Source organism: Streptomyces sp. NPDC059247 (genome assembly GCF_042754005.1).
Taxonomy (GTDB): domain Bacteria; phylum Actinomycetota; class Actinomycetes; order Streptomycetales; family Streptomycetaceae; genus Streptomyces.
The window spans coordinates 567,060-583,632 of the sequence record NZ_JBHYZW010000002.1; the positions used below are offsets into that span (position 1 = coordinate 567,060).

Consider the following 16,573-nt stretch of genomic DNA (forward strand, 5'->3'; position numbering starts at 1 on the left):
CTCGGCCCCTACCGCCCGGAACTCAGATCCCGCGCGGGTCCGCCGGGTCCGTCGAGTCGGTCGGGGACGCCAGCGACACCGGGTCCACCGGGGATGCCGGGGCCGGTGGACGCGGCGGGGACGCCTGGGACATCAGCGGCACCGGGGAGTCCGGGGCCGTCCGGGGAGGAGCTCGGGCCGGGGAAGGCGCCGGGAGCTTGGGGTCCTGCCGGGGAGGACCGGGAGTCTCCGGGCCTGCCTGAGGGCGAGTCCGGTGAGTCCGGAGCTGCCCGGGGAGGCGTCTGGGGCTCCAGAGACTCCAGAGACTCCAGGGTCTTCGGGGCCTCCAGAGCCTCCAGGGTCTTCAGGGACTCCTGAGGGGTCTCCGGGGTCTCCGTGGCCGGTTGGAGGGGCTCCGGGGCTTCTCGGAGGAGTTCCGTGAGGAGGCGTACCGCGCCTCGCTTGTGGAGCGGGTCGTTGCCGTTGCCGCACTTGGGGGACTGGACGCAGGAGGGGCAGCCCGCCTCGCACTCGCAGGAGGCGATGGCCTCGCGGGTGGCGGTCAGCCAGGCGCGGGCCGTGTGGAAGGCACGCTCGGCGAAGCCCGCGCCGCCCGGGTGCCCGTCGTAGACGAAGACGGTGGGCAGCAGGGTGTCCGGGTGGAGGGGTACGGAGACGCCGCCGATGTCCCAGCGGTCGCAGGTGGCGAAGAGCGGCAGCATCCCGATGGAGGCGTGCTCGGCGGCGTGCAGGGCGCCCCCGAGGATCTCCGGGGTGATCCGGGCGGCGTCGAGCTGGTCCTCGGTGACCGTCCACCACACGGCGCGGGTCCGCAAGGTGCGGGGCGGCAGATCGAGCTTGGTCTCACCGAGGACCTCGCCCGTGATCAGCCTGCGGCGCAGGAAGGAGACGACCTGGTGGGTGACCTCGACGGAGCCGTAGCAGAGGCGGCCGGTTCCCCAGGGGACCTCGGTCTCGGTGTCCAGGACGGTGAGGGAGGTGGTGTCGCGGGCGGTGGTCGAGTACGGCGGGACGGCTTCCTCGACGAGGGCCACGGAGTCCTCCAGGTCCAGCTTCCGCACCAGATAGGTGCGGCCCTGGTGGAGATGGACGGCACCTTCGTGGACGGAGGTGTGGGAGGCGGCCTCGTCGACGGTGCCGAGGAGGCGGCCGGTGCCCTCCTCGACGATCCGGACGGGGCTGCCGCCGCCGCCCCGGATGTCGGCCAGGTCGGCGGCCCGTTCGCGGCGGGTCCAGTACCAGCCGGTGGAGCGGCGGCGCAGCAGTCCCGCGCCCTCCAGCTGGGGCAGCAGGTCGGGGACGGCCGGACCGAAGAGCGCCAGGTCCGGTTCGGTCAGCGGGAGCTCCGAGGCGGCGGCGCAGAGATGGGGGGCGAGGACATAGGGGTTGTCGGGGTCCAGGACGGTCGACTCGACGGGCTGGTCGAAGATCGCCTCCGGGTGGTGGACCAGGAAGGTGTCCAGCGGGTCGTCCCGGGCGATCATGACGGCGAGGGCGCCCTCGCCGGACCGCCCGGCGCGGCCCGCCTGCTGCCAGAGGGAGGCCCTGGTGCCGGGGTAGCCGGCGATCAGGACGGCGTCCAGGCCCGAGATGTCCACGCCCAGCTCCAGGGCGGTCGTGGCGGCCAGACCGAGGAGCTCGCCGGAGTGCAGGGCCCGCTCCAGGGCGCGGCGCTCCTCGGGCAGGTAGCCGCCCCGGTAGGCGGCGACCCGGCGGGCGAGGGCGCGGTCGGTCTCGGCGAGCCGCTCCTGCGCGATCACCGAGATCAGCTCGGCGCCGCGCCGGGAGCGGACGAAGGCGACCGAGCGGACGCCCTGGCGGGTCAGGGTGGTCAGGAGGTCGGCGGTCTCGGCGGTGGCCGTGCGGCGCACGGGCGCGCCGTGCTCGCCGTGCAGCTCGGTCAGCGGCGGCTCCCACAGGGCGAAGACCAGTTCGCCGCGCGGTGAGGCGTCGTCGGAGACCTCGACGACCGGGAGACCGGTGAGGCGGCGGGCGGCGACGGCGGGCTCGGCGGAGGTGGCGGAGGCGAGGAGGAAGACCGGCTCGGAGCCGTACCGGGCGCAGATCCGGCGCAGCCGCCGCAGGACCTGGGCGACGTGGGAGCCGAAGACGCCCCGGTAGGTGTGGCACTCGTCGATCACGACGTACCGCAGGGCACGGAGGAAGGAGGACCACCTGGGGTGGGACGGGAGGATGCCCCGGTGCAGCATGTCGGGATTGGTCAGCACGTAGTTCGCGTACTGGCGGACCCACTCGCGTTCCTCGACGGGGGTGTCGCCGTCGTAGACGGCGGGGCGGATCCGGGTGCCGAGCGGGGTGGCCAGTTCTCGTACGGCGCGCCGCTGGTCGGCGGCGAGGGCCTTGGTGGGGGAGAGGTACAGGGCGGTGGCCCCGCGACCGTTGGGGGCCTCGGAGCCGTCCAGGAGGGTGCTCAGGACGGGGGCGAGGTAGGCGAGGGACTTGCCCGAGGCGGTTCCTGTGGCGATCACCACGGACGTGCCGTCGAGGGCGTGCTCGGCGGCCTCCGCCTGGTGGGCCCAGGGGTGCTCGATCCCGGCGTTCTCGACCGCGGCGATCACCTCCGGGCGGATCCGGTGCGGCCAGACGGCATGACGGCCCTCCCGGGCGGGCATGTGCTCCGTATGGGTGATGCGCGCGGCCCGGCTCTCGCCCGAGGAGAGCAGGTCCAGGACCTCGCCGGGGGAGGGGCGGCTGCCCGTGTCCCCGGCCGGACGACGGGGGCGGTGATTCTTGGCCATCGGCATCGAGTGTGTCACTGCCATGACGGACAATGCTTCCAAGGCGTCGTGCATGGCTGCTGGTAAGTGATTGAATGCCATCGCGGCTGGCGATCGGTTCCCTGACTCCGCTCCGGAGATCCGAGGGGACGATCGTTCCATAGCAAGGTGCTGGAGGATCCGTGGACCTGTCCCTGTCGACTCGCAATGTGTCCGGCGCTGGTGGTGACCGTACGGTCGTCGAGGTCGGTGGCGAGATTGATGTGTATACCGCGCCCAAGCTGCGCGAGCAGTTGGTCGAGTTGGTGAACGACGGCAGCTACCACCTGGTCGTCGACATGGAGGGCGTGGACTTCCTCGACTCCACCGGACTCGGCGTGCTGGTCGGTGGCCTGAAGCGTGTGCGTGCCCATGAGGGCTCGCTGCGTCTGGTCTGCAACCAGGAGCGCATTCTCAAGATTTTCCGGATCACGGGTCTCACCAAGGTGTTCCCGATCCACACCTCGGTCGACGAGGCCGTTAACGCCGTCGACTGAGCCCAGGGGGTTCGCATGGCCACCGTTGAACTCCGCTTCAGCGCTCAGCCCGAGCACGTCCGCACGGCCCGTCTGGTGGCTGCCGCGGTCGCCCGTCGGGCCGGGGTGGACGAGGCGGTCCTCGACGAGGTGCGCCTCGCCGTCGGCGAGGCGTGTTCCCGTGCCGTCGGGCTGCACCGCGGAAACGGCGTCACGACTCCCATCCGGGTCGTGCTGACCGAGGACGAGAAGACGTTCTCCATCGCGGTCGGCGACGAGGTTCCGGGCGCGGGGGTGGCGGCGGCCGATGCCGCCGGTGTCCCCGGCGCGCGGTCCTCGGCCCCGGCCGAGGAGTTCGACGACGCCGACGGAGAGGACGAGATGGGGCTCGCGGTGATCCGCGGGCTCGTCGACGACGTCGAGGTGAGCGCCGGTGAGGAAGGCGGCACCATCCGCATGACCTGGCCGGTGAACGCGGCGGACATCCTGTCCTGAGGACGTGTCGGAAGAGGCCCCGCCCAAGCGGCGGGGCCTCTTTCCGTGTGCGCGGAGACTCCGTGCGGGGAGACTCCGTGCGGGGGAAGGGCGTGCGCCTCGGTGCGGGTGTCCGGTGGCCCGGACCGCGCATCGGCGGCCCCAGCCCGGCCACGGCCCCAGCCCCAGCCCCGGCCACGGCCCCAGCCCCGGCCCCAGCCACGGTCCTGGCCCCAGCCCCGGTCCCAGCCCCGGTCCGGCCCCGGTCTCGGCCACGGCCCCAGCCGCCCGGGGCCCCGGGCCGTCCGCCCCGGCCCCGGCGTGTTCGTCGTCCCGCCCCGGCCCTCGGTGTCCGGGGCCCGGCGGGTGGTTGGTGCATCCGCGCGGAGGCCCCCGCGAGGTCCCCGTCTGTCCGGGTATGGCTCCCTATGATCCGTCCCCATGTATCCCACTTCTCTCGCCGCGGCGGTGCTCACCAGCGGGAACCGGACGATCGTGGCGGCGGTCGGGGGTGTCGCCCTGCTCGCGCTCCTGGTCGCGCGGCTCCTCCTTCGGCGGGTGCTCGCGGCGGGTGAGGGCACCGAGCGGATGCGGGAGATCGCCGCCGCCGTGCAGGAGGGCGCCAACGCCTATCTCGCCCGGCAGCTGCGGACCGTCGCCGTCTTCGCGGGAGTCGTGTTCCTGCTGCTGATGGCGCTGCCCGCGGACAGTTGGGCGCAGCGGGCGGGGCGCTCGCTGTTCTTCCTGGTCGGGGCGTTGTTCTCGGCGCTCACCGGCTACATCGGGATGCGGCTCGCCGTACGGGCGAACGTACGGGTCGCGGCGGCGGCGCGGGACGCCACTCCGGGCCCCGGCGAACCGGCGAGGGACCCGGCCGAGGTCGCGCACCGGGCGATGCGGATCGCGTTCCGTACCGGCGGAGTGGTCGGCATGTGCACCGTGGGACTCGGCCTGCTCGGCACGGTGTGCGTCGTCCTCGTCTACGCCGCCGACGCGCCCAAGGTCCTGGAGGGCTTCGGCCTCGGTGCCGCGCTGATCGCCATGTTCATGCGGGTGGGCGGCGGCATCTTCACCAAGGCGGCCGACGTCGGCGCCGACCTGGTCGGCAAGGTCGAGCAGGGCATCCCCGAGGACGACCCGCGCAACGCGGCCACCATCGCCGACAACGTGGGCGACAACGTCGGCGACTGCGCGGGCATGGCGGCCGACCTCTTCGAGTCGTACGCCGTGACCTTGGTCGCCGCGCTCATCCTGGGCATGGCGGCCTTCGGCGACCACGGTCTGGCGTTTCCCCTGATGATCCCGGCGATCGGTGTGGTCACCTCGGTCGTCGGGGTCCTCGCGGTCGCGCCGCGCCGCGCCGACCGGAGCGGGACGAGCGCGATCAACCGGGGGTTCCTCGTCTCCGCCGTCCTCTCGCTCGCCGGGGTCGCCGCCGTCGCCTTCACCTATCTGCCGTCGTCCTACGCCGGACTCCGGGGCGTCACCGATCCCGGCATCCACGGCCACGGCGGCGACCCCCGGGTCCTCGCGCTCGTCGCGGTCGCCCTCGGCATCGTCCTCGCCGCGCTGATCCAGCAGCTCACCGGCTACTTCACGGAGACGGACCGGCGTCCGGTCAGGGACATCGGCAGGTCCTCGCTCACCGGCCCGGCGACGGTGATCCTCGCGGGTGTGGCGCTCGGCATGGAGTCCGCCGTCTACACGGCGCTCCTCATCGGGCTCACCGTCTACGGGGCGTTCCTGCTGGGCGGCGCCTCGATCATGCTGGCGCTGTTCGCGGTCGCGCTGGCCGGTACGGGACTGCTGACCACGGTCGGGGTGATCGTCGCCATGGACACCTTCGGTCCCGTCGCCGACAACGCCCAGGGCATCGCGGAGATGTCCGGGGACGTCACGGGCGCGGGCGCGCGGGTCCTCACCGAACTGGACGCCGTCGGCAACACCACGAAGGCCGTCACCAAGGGCATCGCCATCGCCACCGCCGTCCTGGCGGCCTCGGCGCTGTTCGGCTCCTACCGGGACGCCATCGCGACCGCCGTCGCCGATGTCGGCGCGCGGGCGGCCGGGCCGGGCCTCTCGATGGACGTGTCGCGGCCCGACAACCTCTTCGGTCTGATCCTGGGCGCGGCCGTCGTCTTCCTCTTCTCCGGTCTGGCGATCAACGCCGTCTCCCGGTCGGCGGGTTCGGTGGTGTACGAGGTGCGGAGGCAGTTCCGCGAGCATCCCGGGATCATGGACGGCACCGAGCGGCCCGCGTACGGACGGGTCGTCGACATCTGCACCAGGGACGCGCTGCGTGAACTCGCCACGCCCGGTCTGCTCGCGGTGACCGCCCCGATCGCGGTCGGTTTCGCGCTCGGGGTCGGGCCGCTCGGCGCGTACCTCGCCGGGGCGATCGGGACGGGCGCCCTGATGGCGGTCTTCCTCGCCAACTCCGGCGGCGCCTGGGACAACGCGAAGAAGCTGGTCGAGGACGGCCACTACGGCGGCAGGGGCAGCGCGGCCCACGAGGCGACCGTCATCGGGGACACCGTAGGAGACCCGTTCAAGGACACGGCGGGCCCCGCGATCAACCCGCTCCTGAAGGTCATGAACCTGGTCGCGCTGCTCATCGCCCCGGCGGTCGTCCACTTCGGATACGGGAAGGACGCCGACCCCGTCGTACGGGCGGTGGTCGCGGTGGTCGCCGCCCTCGTCCTCGTGGTGGCGGTGGGCGTCTCCAAGAGGCGTGCGGTGAGCGTCTCCTGACGGGGTGCCATCCGAGGCGTCCGTGTGTGTCATGTGTCTCGTTCCCGGGTGATTCCGGGGTGGGTGTGAGGTCTCTCCCTTGGTTCGAAAGGCTGCAATCCGGGGCGAATCCCTCGGACGGAAGGTGGAACTCGCCCGTTCGGCGTGTATGTTCCGGGCCGAGAGCCTTGGAAGGGACCGATCCGGTGAACAAGAAGCTTGCGGCCGCACTGTCCGGCGGCGCGGTACTGGTGCTCGCGCTGTCGGGTTGCAGCGACGACGAGGGCGACAAGGTGGGCGACTGGGCCAAGGCGTTCTGCGACCAGGCGAAGCCCCAGATCCAGAAGCGCGCCGACGCCCATCAGATCATCATCTCGACGGCTGCCGACAGCAAGCCCGCCGAGATCCAGGCCGCCGACTCGAAGGCGTTCCAGGACATCGCCGACGCCGACCGGGCCCTGGCCAAGGCCGTGGAGAGCGCCGGAGCGCCGCCGGTCGCGAACGGCGAGAAGGTCAAGCAGGACGCCATCAAGGAGCTCAACGCCACGGCGGCGGCCTACGAGGGCCTGAAGAAGCAGGTCGACGCGCTGGATCCCGCGAACCAGCAGAAGTTCGCCGACGGCCTCCAGGGCGTCGCCGACGGCCTCACCAAGATCGAGAAGATGGACCAGGCCGCGCTGTCCAAGCTGGAGGAGGGCGAACTGGGCCAGGCGATGGCGAAGCAGCCCGGCTGCCAGAAGCCCAAGGCGTCCGTCCCGGCGAACGGTACGGGCTCCGCCTCCCCGAAGGCCGGTGGCACCGCCGAGGGTTCCGGCGACGCCGCCAAGCCGTCGGCGAAGTCCGAGGACAAGTCGTCGGACAAGCCTTCGGAGAAGGCGCCGGAGAAGGCGTCGGACAAGCCCGCCGCGGCCAAGAGCGAGGAGTAGCGGGCCGGAGCCGGACCCGCACCACCCCGGCTCCGCCCCCCCGATCAGCCGGGTTTCCGACCGACCGTTTCCGATCGCTTCCGACCGGCCTCCGGTTTGGGTCGGTCCGCCTCGGGACCGCCCCCGATCCGTCCTCGGTACGGCCGCCTCGGGACCGTACCGAGGCGGGATCGGGACCGGATCGGGGGCGCCCGCCGGGTCGCCCGCCCGTATGTCGGTGGCGGCGGTCACAATGGGGTCCGTGAGTACGACCAGCCTGACCCCCAGCCTCCCGGTGCCCGCGCACGCCGCCCGTCTGCGCGAGGCCCTGCTCGCCGCCGACTTCACCGCCGACGGACTGCTCGATCTGCTCGGCGCCCCGGCCTACGCGGCGCTCGCCCGCAGCGAGACCGTGCCCGCCCTGCGCGCCACCCGTGGCGACTCGCCGCTGGAGACCCTCGTCCGGCTGTTCCTGCTCCAGCGGTCCGTGGGGTACGAGCGGGCCGCCGCCGCGCTGCCGTTCGCCGAAGCCCTCGCCGACGGCTGGCTGGTCCGCACGGACGACACCGTGGCCGCCACGGTCGACGTCCGGCCGTACGGCGGACCGGACGGCGAGGACTGGTTCATCGTCTCCGACCTGGGCTGCGCCGTCGGCGGCGCCGGAGGCATCGGGCAGAAGGACGAAGGGGTCGTCCTCGGCGTCGGCGGCGCCTCCACCACCCTCGCGGGCATCACCGTCCGCACACCGGTCTCCTCCGCGCTCGACCTGGGCACCGGCTCCGGCATCCAGGCACTGCACGCGGCGCAGCACGCGACCCTGGTCACCGCCACCGATCTCAACCCGCGCGCCCTCGACTTCACCCGGCTCACGCTCGCCCTCTCCGGCGCCCGCGAGGCCGAACTGCTCACCGGCTCGCTGTTCGAGCCGGTCGACGGGGCCACGTACGACCTGATCGTCTCCAACCCGCCGTTCGTGATCTCGCCCGGCGCCCGGCTCACCTACCGGGACGGCGGGATGGGCGGCGACGAGCTGTGCCGGACCCTCGTGCGGCAGGCGGGCGAGCGGCTCAACGACGGCGGGTACGCCCAGTTCCTCGCCAACTGGCAGCACGTCGAGGGCGAGGAGTGGCAGGACCGGCTGCGGTCCTGGGTGCCCGTGGGCTGCGACGCCTGGATCGTGCAGCGCGAGGTGCAGGACGTCACCCAGTACGCCGAGCTGTGGCTGCGGGACAGCGGCGACCACCGGGGCGACCCGGAGGCGTACCGGCGGGCGTACGAGGGCTGGCTCGACGAGTTCGAGGCCCGGAAGACGCGCGCGGTGGGCTTCGGCTGGATCACCCTGCGCCGCAACGAGGCCGTGGCCTCCGGCGCCGTCGAGCCGTCGATCCTCGTCGAGGAGTGGCCGCACCCCGTCGAGCAGCCCCTCGGACCCACCGTCCGCGCCCACTTCGAGCGCCAGGACCATCTGCGCGCCCACGACGACGCTGCTCTCCTCGCCGCCCGGTTCACGCTCGCCCCCGAAGTGGTGCAGGAGCAGGTCGGACTGCCCGGCGCGGAGGACCCGGAGCACGTGGTGCTCCGGCAGAACCGGGGGATGCGCCGCGCCACCCGGGTCGACCACGTCGGCGCGGGCTTCGCCGGGGTCTGCGACGGCACGCTCAGCGCGGGCCGCATCCTCGACGCGATCGGCCGGCTGACCGGCGAGGACCCGGTGGTGCTGCGGGACCGTACCCCGCAGGCGATCCGGCTGCTCGTCGAGGAGGGCTTCCTGATCCCCGTCACCGACGGGGACGAGACCCCCGCCTGACCTGTCCCGCGACGGCCGCCGTCCGCTGCCGTCCGCCGCCGTCCGTGGCCGGGAAAGTCGCCCCCGAGGGGTTCCGTTCCTCGGGCGGGCGGTCGTCCGGGATGTTCCGCTTATCCGGCGGCGAGTGGTTCGTCGCCGGTGCCGTGGTGCCCGGACGCCGGGCCCTCCCGTCGGCGTGCGGCCGCCCGAGCCGTGACGGAACCCGCTGGTCGGACGCCCGGGACCCGGCCCGCCCGCCGTCCCCGCAGGCGGGCCGCAGGGCGTCGCCGACACCCGCTCCCACCTCGGGAGAAACGTCCCGCCCACCCCTTCCGCCTGCCGCCCGCCGGGGGCGGGACGGGCCGGACGGAGCGGGTGACTACCGGCCATCCTCGTGAAACCGTACGGACCGCTCCGCGTCGTTCACCCGGAATTCGCGCCCACGACGTCCGGAGGTGTCAGCCTCGGGCCCGGGGGACGACGTCCCACGGAACGGAACGGGGTACGGGCATGGAGAGCGGGCCGGCGATCTTCGCGGGAGCTGCGTTCACGCTGTTCGGCGGGGCGCTGCTGCTGTGGACCACCGTGCGGACGCTGCACCGCGAGCCCGTCGCGTACGGGGTCGCCCCGCGCACCGCCGTCGCGCTGACCAGCCTCTCCGGCACGGTGTTCCTCCTCCTCGGCGTCTGGTGCTTCGGCCGCCTCTGACCTCTCCCCGGCACCCCCGCGCGCACGCCCCGCCCCGCCCGACCGGGAGTCCGGGCGGCAGGAATGGCAGGACTCGGGTTACCGTTCGAGTGGCCGTTGCGGGCTTTCGCCGTTTGACACGGGGGCGGGTTGTACCGTCACACTCCGCAGCGACGGGAGCGTCACCGTCCGTGCCGCTGCCGTGCGTGCCAGTGCCGTACGTGCCCGAGAGTGTCGATCCGGAGAGAAGAGCGAAGTTGTCCCCGACCAGCGAGACCGCACACGGCGGCCGCCGACTCGTCATCGTCGAGTCGCCTGCCAAGGCGAAGACGATCAAGGGCTACCTCGGCCCCGGCTATGTGGTCGAGGCGAGCGTCGGGCACATCCGTGACCTCCCCAGCGGCGCCGCCGAGGTGCCCGAGAAGTACACGGGTGAGGTGCGCCGCCTCGGCGTCGACGTGGAGCATGACTTCCAGCCCATCTATGTCGTCAACGCCGACAAGAAGGCGCAGGTCAGGAAGCTCAAGGAGCTGCTCGCCGAGTCCGACGAGCTCTACCTCGCCACCGATGAGGACCGCGAGGGCGAGGCCATCGCGTGGCACCTCCAGGAAGTCCTGAAGCCCAAGGTCCCGGTCCACCGGATGGTCTTCCACGAGATCACCAAGGACGCGATCCGGGAGGCCGTCGCCAACCCGCGCGAGCTGAACCAGCGGATGGTCGACGCCCAGGAGACCCGCCGCATCCTCGACCGGCTGTACGGCTACGAGGTCTCGCCGGTCCTGTGGAAGAAGGTCATGCCCCGGCTGTCCGCCGGGCGCGTGCAGTCCGTCGCGACCCGGCTCGTCGTCGAGCGGGAGCGCGAGCGCATCGCCTTCCGTTCCGCCGAGTACTGGGACCTCACCGGCACCTTCGGCACCGGCCGCACCGGTGACGCCTCCGACCCGTCCCAGCTGGTCGCCCGGCTCGCGTCGGTCGACGGCAGGCGGGTCGCGCAGGGCCGCGACTTCGGTGCCGACGGGCGTCTGAAGAGCGCGAACGTCCTGCACCTCGACGAGTCGAACGCGCGCGCCCTGGCCGTCGCGCTCGCCGACACCGCCTTCTCGGTGCGCTCGGTCGAGTCGAAGCCGTACCGCCGCTCGCCGTACGCCCCCTTCCGGACCACCACCCTCCAGCAGGAGGCGAGCCGCAAGCTGGGCTTCGGTGCGAAGGCGACCATGCAGGTGGCGCAGAAGCTGTACGAGAACGGCTTCATCACCTACATGCGTACGGACTCCACGACCCTGTCCGACACCGCCGTCTCGGCGGCGCGGGCCCAGGTCACGCAGCTGTACGGCGCCGACTACCTGCCGGAGAAGCCGCGCGTCTACGCGGGCAAGGTCAAGAACGCCCAGGAGGCGCACGAGGCGATTCGCCCTTCGGGTGATCGTTTCCGCACCCCGGCGGAGACCGGTCTGACCGGCGACCAGTTCCGGCTGTACGAGCTGATCTGGAAGCGGACCGTCGCCTCCCAGATGAAGGACGCCACCGGCAACTCGGTCACCGTGAAGATCGGTGGCCGCGCGGCCGACGGCCGGGACGCCGAGTTCAGCGCCTCCGGCAAGACCATCACCTTCCACGGCTTCATGAAGGCGTACGTCGAAGGCGCCGACGACCCGAACGCGGAGCTGGACGACCGCGAGCGGCGGCTGCCGCAGGTCGCCGAGGGCGACGCGCTGACCGCCGACGGGATCACCGTCGACGGCCACGCGACCAAGCCCCCGGCCCGCTACACCGAGGCCTCGCTCGTCAAGGAGCTGGAGGAGCGCGAGATCGGCCGCCCGTCGACGTACGCGTCGATCATCGGCACGATCCTCGACCGCGGCTACGTCTTCAAGAAGGGCACGGCGCTCGTCCCGTCCTTCCTGAGCTTCGCCGTCGTCAACCTCCTGGAGAAGCACTTCGGGCGGCTCGTCGACTACGACTTCACCGCCCGGATGGAGGACGACCTCGACCGCATCGCGCGCGGCGAGGCCCAGGCGGTGCCGTGGCTGAGGCGCTTCTACTTCGGCGAGGGCGCGAGCGGTACGGGCGCCTCCGGCGGCGCGGCGGACGCGGGCAACGGCGACGGCGACCACCTCGGCGGCCTCAAGGAACTGGTCACCGACCTCGGCGCGATCGACGCCCGCGAGATCTCCTCCTTCCCCGTCGGCGACGGCATCGTGCTCCGCGTCGGCCGCTACGGCCCGTACGTCGAGCGGGGCGAGAAGGACGCCGAGGGCCACCAGCGCGCCGACATCCCCGAGGACCTCTCGCCCGACGAGCTGACCGTCGAACTCGCCGAGGAGCTGCTCGCCAAGCCGAGCGGCGACTTCGAGCTGGGCGCCGACCCGGTCAGCGGCCACCAGATCGTCGCCAAGGACGGCCGGTACGGCCCGTACGTCACCGAGATCCTGCCCGAGGGCACCCCGAAGACCGGCAAGAACGCGGTGAAGCCGCGCACCGCCTCGCTCTTCAAGTCGATGACCCTCGACACCGTCACCCTCGACGACGCGCTCCGGCTGATGTCCCTGCCCCGGGTCGTCGGTACGGACGCCGAGGGCGTCGAGATCACCGCGCAGAACGGCCGCTACGGCCCGTACCTGAAGAAGGGCACGGACTCGCGGTCGCTCACCGAGGAGGAGCAGCTCTTCACGATCACCCTCGAAGAGGCGCTCGCGATCTACGCCCAGCCGAAGCAGCGCGGCCGGGCGGCGGCCAAGCCGCCGCTGAAGGAACTGGGCACCGACCCGGTCAGCGAGCGGCCCGTGGTCGTCAAGGACGGGCGCTTCGGCCCGTACGTGACGGACGGCGAGACCAACGCCACCCTGCGGACCGACGACAGCGTCGAGACGATCACGCCGGAGCGCGGCTACGAGCTGCTCGCCGAGAAGCGCGCCAAGGCACCGGCGAAGAAGACCGCCAAGAAGGCCCCGGCCAAGAAGGCGACCACGGCGAAGAAGACCGCCACGAAGACGGCGGCGAAGAAGACCACCACCGCCAAGAAGACCGCCGCGAAGACGACGACGGCCAAGAAGACGACCGCCGCGAAGAAGACGGCGGCGGCGAAGCCGGAATAGGTATCGCCGGTATCCGTACGGAGCTGGGCGTCGTGCGGCGGGGGCGGGGACAGGTCGTCCCCGCCCCCGCCGCGCGTTGTCACAGGCTCGTCCGGATGTTCGGTCGCGGGCCGCGGTGAGCAAGGCCGTCCGGATAGGGTGGACGGATGCGAGCAGAGCAGCCAGACCGCCTCGGTGATTCCGACGCCGCACTCGTCGCGGACTCCCGGGAGCGTGCCGTACGGGCGCTCCTGCGCCATCAGCCGCTGCGCCGGCTGTGGAGCGCCCACCTGGTCGGCAGCGTCGGTGACGCCCTCGCCCTCCTGGTCCTCGTCGTGCTCGGCCTCCAGGCCGCGGTCGCCGAGGGCGCGCTCGGCGGCGGGTACCGGGGTGCCGCGTTCGCCGTGGCCGCCGTCGTCGGCGCCCGTCTGCTGGCCTCGGTCCTCTTCGGGGCCGTCCTGCTCGGTCCGCTGACCGCGCTGACCGGGCCGGGTGGGTTCCTCGACCGGCGCTGGACCATGCTCGGTGCCGACGGCGTCCGGGTCGCCCTGCTCGTCGTCGCCCCCCTGTGGATCGGCTGGACCCCCGGCGACGCCCTCTGGTACCTGCTCGGCACCGTCTTCGTCACCGGCGCGGCCGAACGGCTCTGGACGATCAGCCGCGAGGGCGCCGCGCCCGCGCTGCTGCCCGCCCCGCCCATAGAGGGCCCGGCCGTGCGCCCGCTCCCCGACCACCTCGGGGCCCTGCGCCGCCTGACCCAGCGCACCGGCTTCCTCGCCGTGCCCGCCGCCGCCGCGCTGCTGCTCGTCGCCACCCTGGCCGCTGAACTGCTCGGCCTCGGCATCGACTGGTTCGCCGAGCACCAGGCCGCCCTCGGCGCGTACGTCGCCGCGGGTCTCCTGGCCGCTTCCGCAGTCATCCTGTACGCGATGGTGCTGCCCGGCGACGCGACCCCCCGGCCCCGCTCGCCGCTGGAGGGCCTGCGCCGTCCGGCCGGTACGAAGGGCCGCACGGGAGCCCTCCAGATCCTCGTCCTGACCTGCGCCCTCGTCGCCGGGGCCATCGCGGCGGCGGCGTCCGTCGCCGTGCTCCACGCTCGCGACCTGGGCGGTGGCCCCGTCACGTACGCGCTGCTGGTCCTGGCGCTCAGCGGCGCCACCGCCGTCGGCATCCGCACCGCGCGCTCCGTCCTTCCCGTGCTGTCCCGGCGCAGGCTGCTCGCCCTGGCCACCGCCGTCACCGGCGTCGCCCTGATCGCGACGGGCCTGGTCCCCGACACGGCGACCGTGCTCCTCCTCGCCGTCCTCGCCGGATACGCGGCCGGAGTCGCCGCCAACACCGGCCACGTCCTGATCGACCAGGAGAGCGAGGAGCCCCGCCGGGCCCGCGCCACCGAGCACCTCCAGGCCGCCGCCCGGGTCGGCATGGGCCTCGGCGCGCTCGTCGCGCCGCTGGTCGCCGCCGCGATCGGCCAGCGCCGCCTGGGCTCCGCCGACTCCGTCCTCGGACACGGCGGCGCCGCGTTCACGCTCGCCCTCGTCGGAGCCCTGCTGCTTCCGGTCGCCGCCGTCGTCCTCGCCAGGACCGACGACCGCGCGGGCGTCCCGCTCCGCCGCGACCTGCGCGACGCGCTGCGCGGCTCCGACCCGGCCCAGGCGCCCTCCCCGACCGGCTTCTTCATCGCCCTGGAGGGCGGCGACGGAGCGGGCAAGTCCACCCAGATCCAGGCGCTCGCCGAATGGATCAGGGCCAAGGGCCACGAGGTCGTCGTCACCCGCGAGCCCGGCGCCACCCCCATCGGCAAGCGGCTCCGCTCGATCCTGCTCGACGTGTCGTCGGCGGGCCTCTCGAACCGGGCCGAGGCCCTGCTGTACGCGGCCGACCGCGCCGAACACGTCGACTCCCTGGTCCGGCCCGCGCTGGAGCGGGGCGCGATCGTCCTCTCCGACCGGTACATCGACTCGTCCGTGGCCTACCAGGGCGCCGGACGCGATCTGTCGCCGACCGAGATCGCCCGCATCTCCCGCTGGGCCACCGACGGTCTCGTCCCGCACCTGACCGTCGTCCTGGACGTCTCCCCGGAGACCGCCCGGGAGCGCTTCACCGAGGCGCCCGACCGGCTGGAGTCCGAGCCGCCGGAGTTCCACGCGCGCGTACGGGCCGGATTCCTCGCCCTCGCCGCCGCCGACCCCGGCCGCTACCTCGTCGTCGACGCGGGCCAGGAGCCCGAGGCCGTCACCACCACCGTCCGCCACCGGCTCGACCGGATGCTGCCGCTCTCCCAGGCCGAGGTGAAGGCCGTCGAGGAGGCCCGCCGCAAGGCCGAGGAGGAGCGCAAGCGGCGCGAGGAGGAGGAAGCGGCCCGCAAGGCAGAGGAGGAGCGGCTGGAGCGCGAGCGGCAGGAGCAGCTCGCCCGGCTCCGCGCCGAGGAGGAGGAGCGCAAGCGCCGCGAGGAGGAGGAAGCCCGCCGCCTGGAGGCCGAACGGCAGGCGGAGGAGGCCCGCCGCGAGGCCGAGGAGGCCCGGCTCGCCGCCGAGGCCGCGGCCGAGGAGGAGCGCCGCCGCCTCGCCGCAGAGGAGAAGGCCCGCCAGGAGGAGCAGGAGCGGCTCCGCAAGGCCGCCGAGGAGGAGGCCCGGCTGCGGGCCGAGGCCGAGGAGCGCCGTCTGGAGAAGCAGCGCAAGGCCGAGGAGGCGCTGCTGCGCGCCGAGGAGGCCCGCAGGATGGCCGAGGCCGCCGCCGCCGCGAAGGCGGCGGAGGAGGCGGCGGCGAAGGCAGCCGCCGCGAAGATCGCGGCCGAAGCGGCGGCGAAGGCCGCCGCCGAGCGCGCGGCGGCCGAGCGGGCCGCCGCGGAGCTGGCCGCCACCGAGCGGGCCGAGGCGGCGAAGGCGGCCCGGCGGAAGGCCGAGGCCGAGAAGCGGGCCGCCGAGAAGAGGGCGGCGGAGCGGACGGCCGCGGCCGAGCGGGCGGCAGCCGACCGCGAGGCGGAGAACGCCCGGAAGCCCGCCGGGAGGACCGCCAGGTCCGTCGAGGAGTCGGCGAACGAGATCACCGTCCCGACCCCGGTCGTGAAGCCGGGCGGGATCCCCGAGGAGTCCGCGAACGAGGTCACCGTCCCGAACCCCGTGGTGAAGCCGGGCGGCCCGACCGGCACCGACCCGCGCACGGCCCTCAGCCGCGGGACCGGCACCGGGGGCGGCTCCCGGTCCGGGCGGTCGACCCGGGGACGCGGGGCCGACGGCCCGGCCGTCTCGCCCGAGGAGATCACCGTCGCCACCCCGGTCGTCCGGCTCGGGCAGCCGGACGACGAGACGGCCGTCCTGCCGCAGATCCGCGACCGCGAGGCCCGCGCCGTCGACGAGACCGCCGTACTGCCCGTCGTACGGGACGTCGAGGACACCGCCGTACTGCCGCCGGTACGGGACACCCGGGCGTCCGACCCGGCCGACCGGGTGCCGCCGGGCATCTTCCGGGACGAGCAGGAGGCGCCGCACGGGGCGAACGACCGGACCCGTGAGCTGCCCCAGCTCGACGAGCACGGCCGCCCGCGCCGCCCCGACTGGGCCGAGGAGACCCCGCTCGACGACCTCCCGACCCTCGCCGACGAACTGTTCGGCCCGCACGACGAAGAGGGCCCGCGCCGCCGTCGCTGATCCACCGGTGGGGG

At 73.6% G+C, this 16,573-nt stretch carries 9 protein-coding genes; 8 read left to right on the top strand and 1 reads right to left on the bottom strand.

The window, feature by feature from the left end; all coding sequences use genetic code 11:
- Positions 1 to 8 precede the first annotated feature (8 nt).
- Positions 9 to 2,840, bottom strand: coding sequence for a DEAD/DEAH box helicase (locus ACFXGN_RS06525; RefSeq protein ID WP_384854230.1), 2,832 nt, complete (start codon positions 2,838 to 2,840; stop codon positions 9 to 11).
- Positions 2,841 to 2,920: 80 nt separating this feature from the next.
- Between ACFXGN_RS06525 and ACFXGN_RS06530 the strand changes: the two genes are divergently transcribed.
- From ACFXGN_RS06530 to tmk, 8 genes are all read left to right on the top strand, one after another.
- A complete protein-coding gene (locus ACFXGN_RS06530; RefSeq protein WP_015034520.1) occupies positions 2,921 to 3,274 on the top strand; it encodes an STAS domain-containing protein in 354 nt (117 codons plus the stop codon).
- A gap of 15 nt (positions 3,275 to 3,289) precedes the next feature.
- Complete coding sequence (locus tag ACFXGN_RS06535) at positions 3,290 to 3,748, top strand: ATP-binding protein (protein ID WP_384854233.1); 459 nt, start codon at positions 3,290 to 3,292, stop codon at positions 3,746 to 3,748.
- Positions 3,749 to 4,168: 420 nt separating this feature from the next.
- Positions 4,169 to 6,478 carry a sodium-translocating pyrophosphatase gene (locus ACFXGN_RS06540; RefSeq protein WP_384854236.1) on the top strand — a complete coding sequence of 770 codons (2,310 nt, stop codon included), beginning with the start codon at positions 4,169 to 4,171 and terminating at the stop codon, positions 6,476 to 6,478.
- A gap of 185 nt (positions 6,479 to 6,663) precedes the next feature.
- Complete coding sequence (locus ACFXGN_RS06545; RefSeq protein ID WP_384854239.1) at positions 6,664 to 7,383, top strand: small secreted protein; 720 nt, start codon at positions 6,664 to 6,666, stop codon at positions 7,381 to 7,383.
- Positions 7,384 to 7,615: 232 nt separating this feature from the next.
- Complete coding sequence (locus ACFXGN_RS06550; RefSeq protein WP_384854242.1) at positions 7,616 to 9,169, top strand: methyltransferase; 1,554 nt, start codon at positions 7,616 to 7,618, stop codon at positions 9,167 to 9,169.
- A gap of 489 nt (positions 9,170 to 9,658) precedes the next feature.
- Complete coding sequence (locus ACFXGN_RS06555) at positions 9,659 to 9,856, top strand: hypothetical protein (protein ID WP_384854244.1); 198 nt, start codon at positions 9,659 to 9,661, stop codon at positions 9,854 to 9,856.
- 236 nt (positions 9,857 to 10,092) lie between these two features.
- Complete coding sequence (gene topA, locus ACFXGN_RS06560) at positions 10,093 to 12,930, top strand: type I DNA topoisomerase (protein ID WP_384854247.1); 2,838 nt, start codon at positions 10,093 to 10,095, stop codon at positions 12,928 to 12,930.
- Between the two features lie 146 nt (positions 12,931 to 13,076).
- Positions 13,077 to 16,559, top strand: a complete 3,483-nt coding sequence (gene tmk / locus ACFXGN_RS06565; protein WP_384854250.1) for a dTMP kinase — start codon at positions 13,077 to 13,079, stop codon at positions 16,557 to 16,559.
- Positions 16,560 to 16,573: the final 14 nt, after the last annotated feature.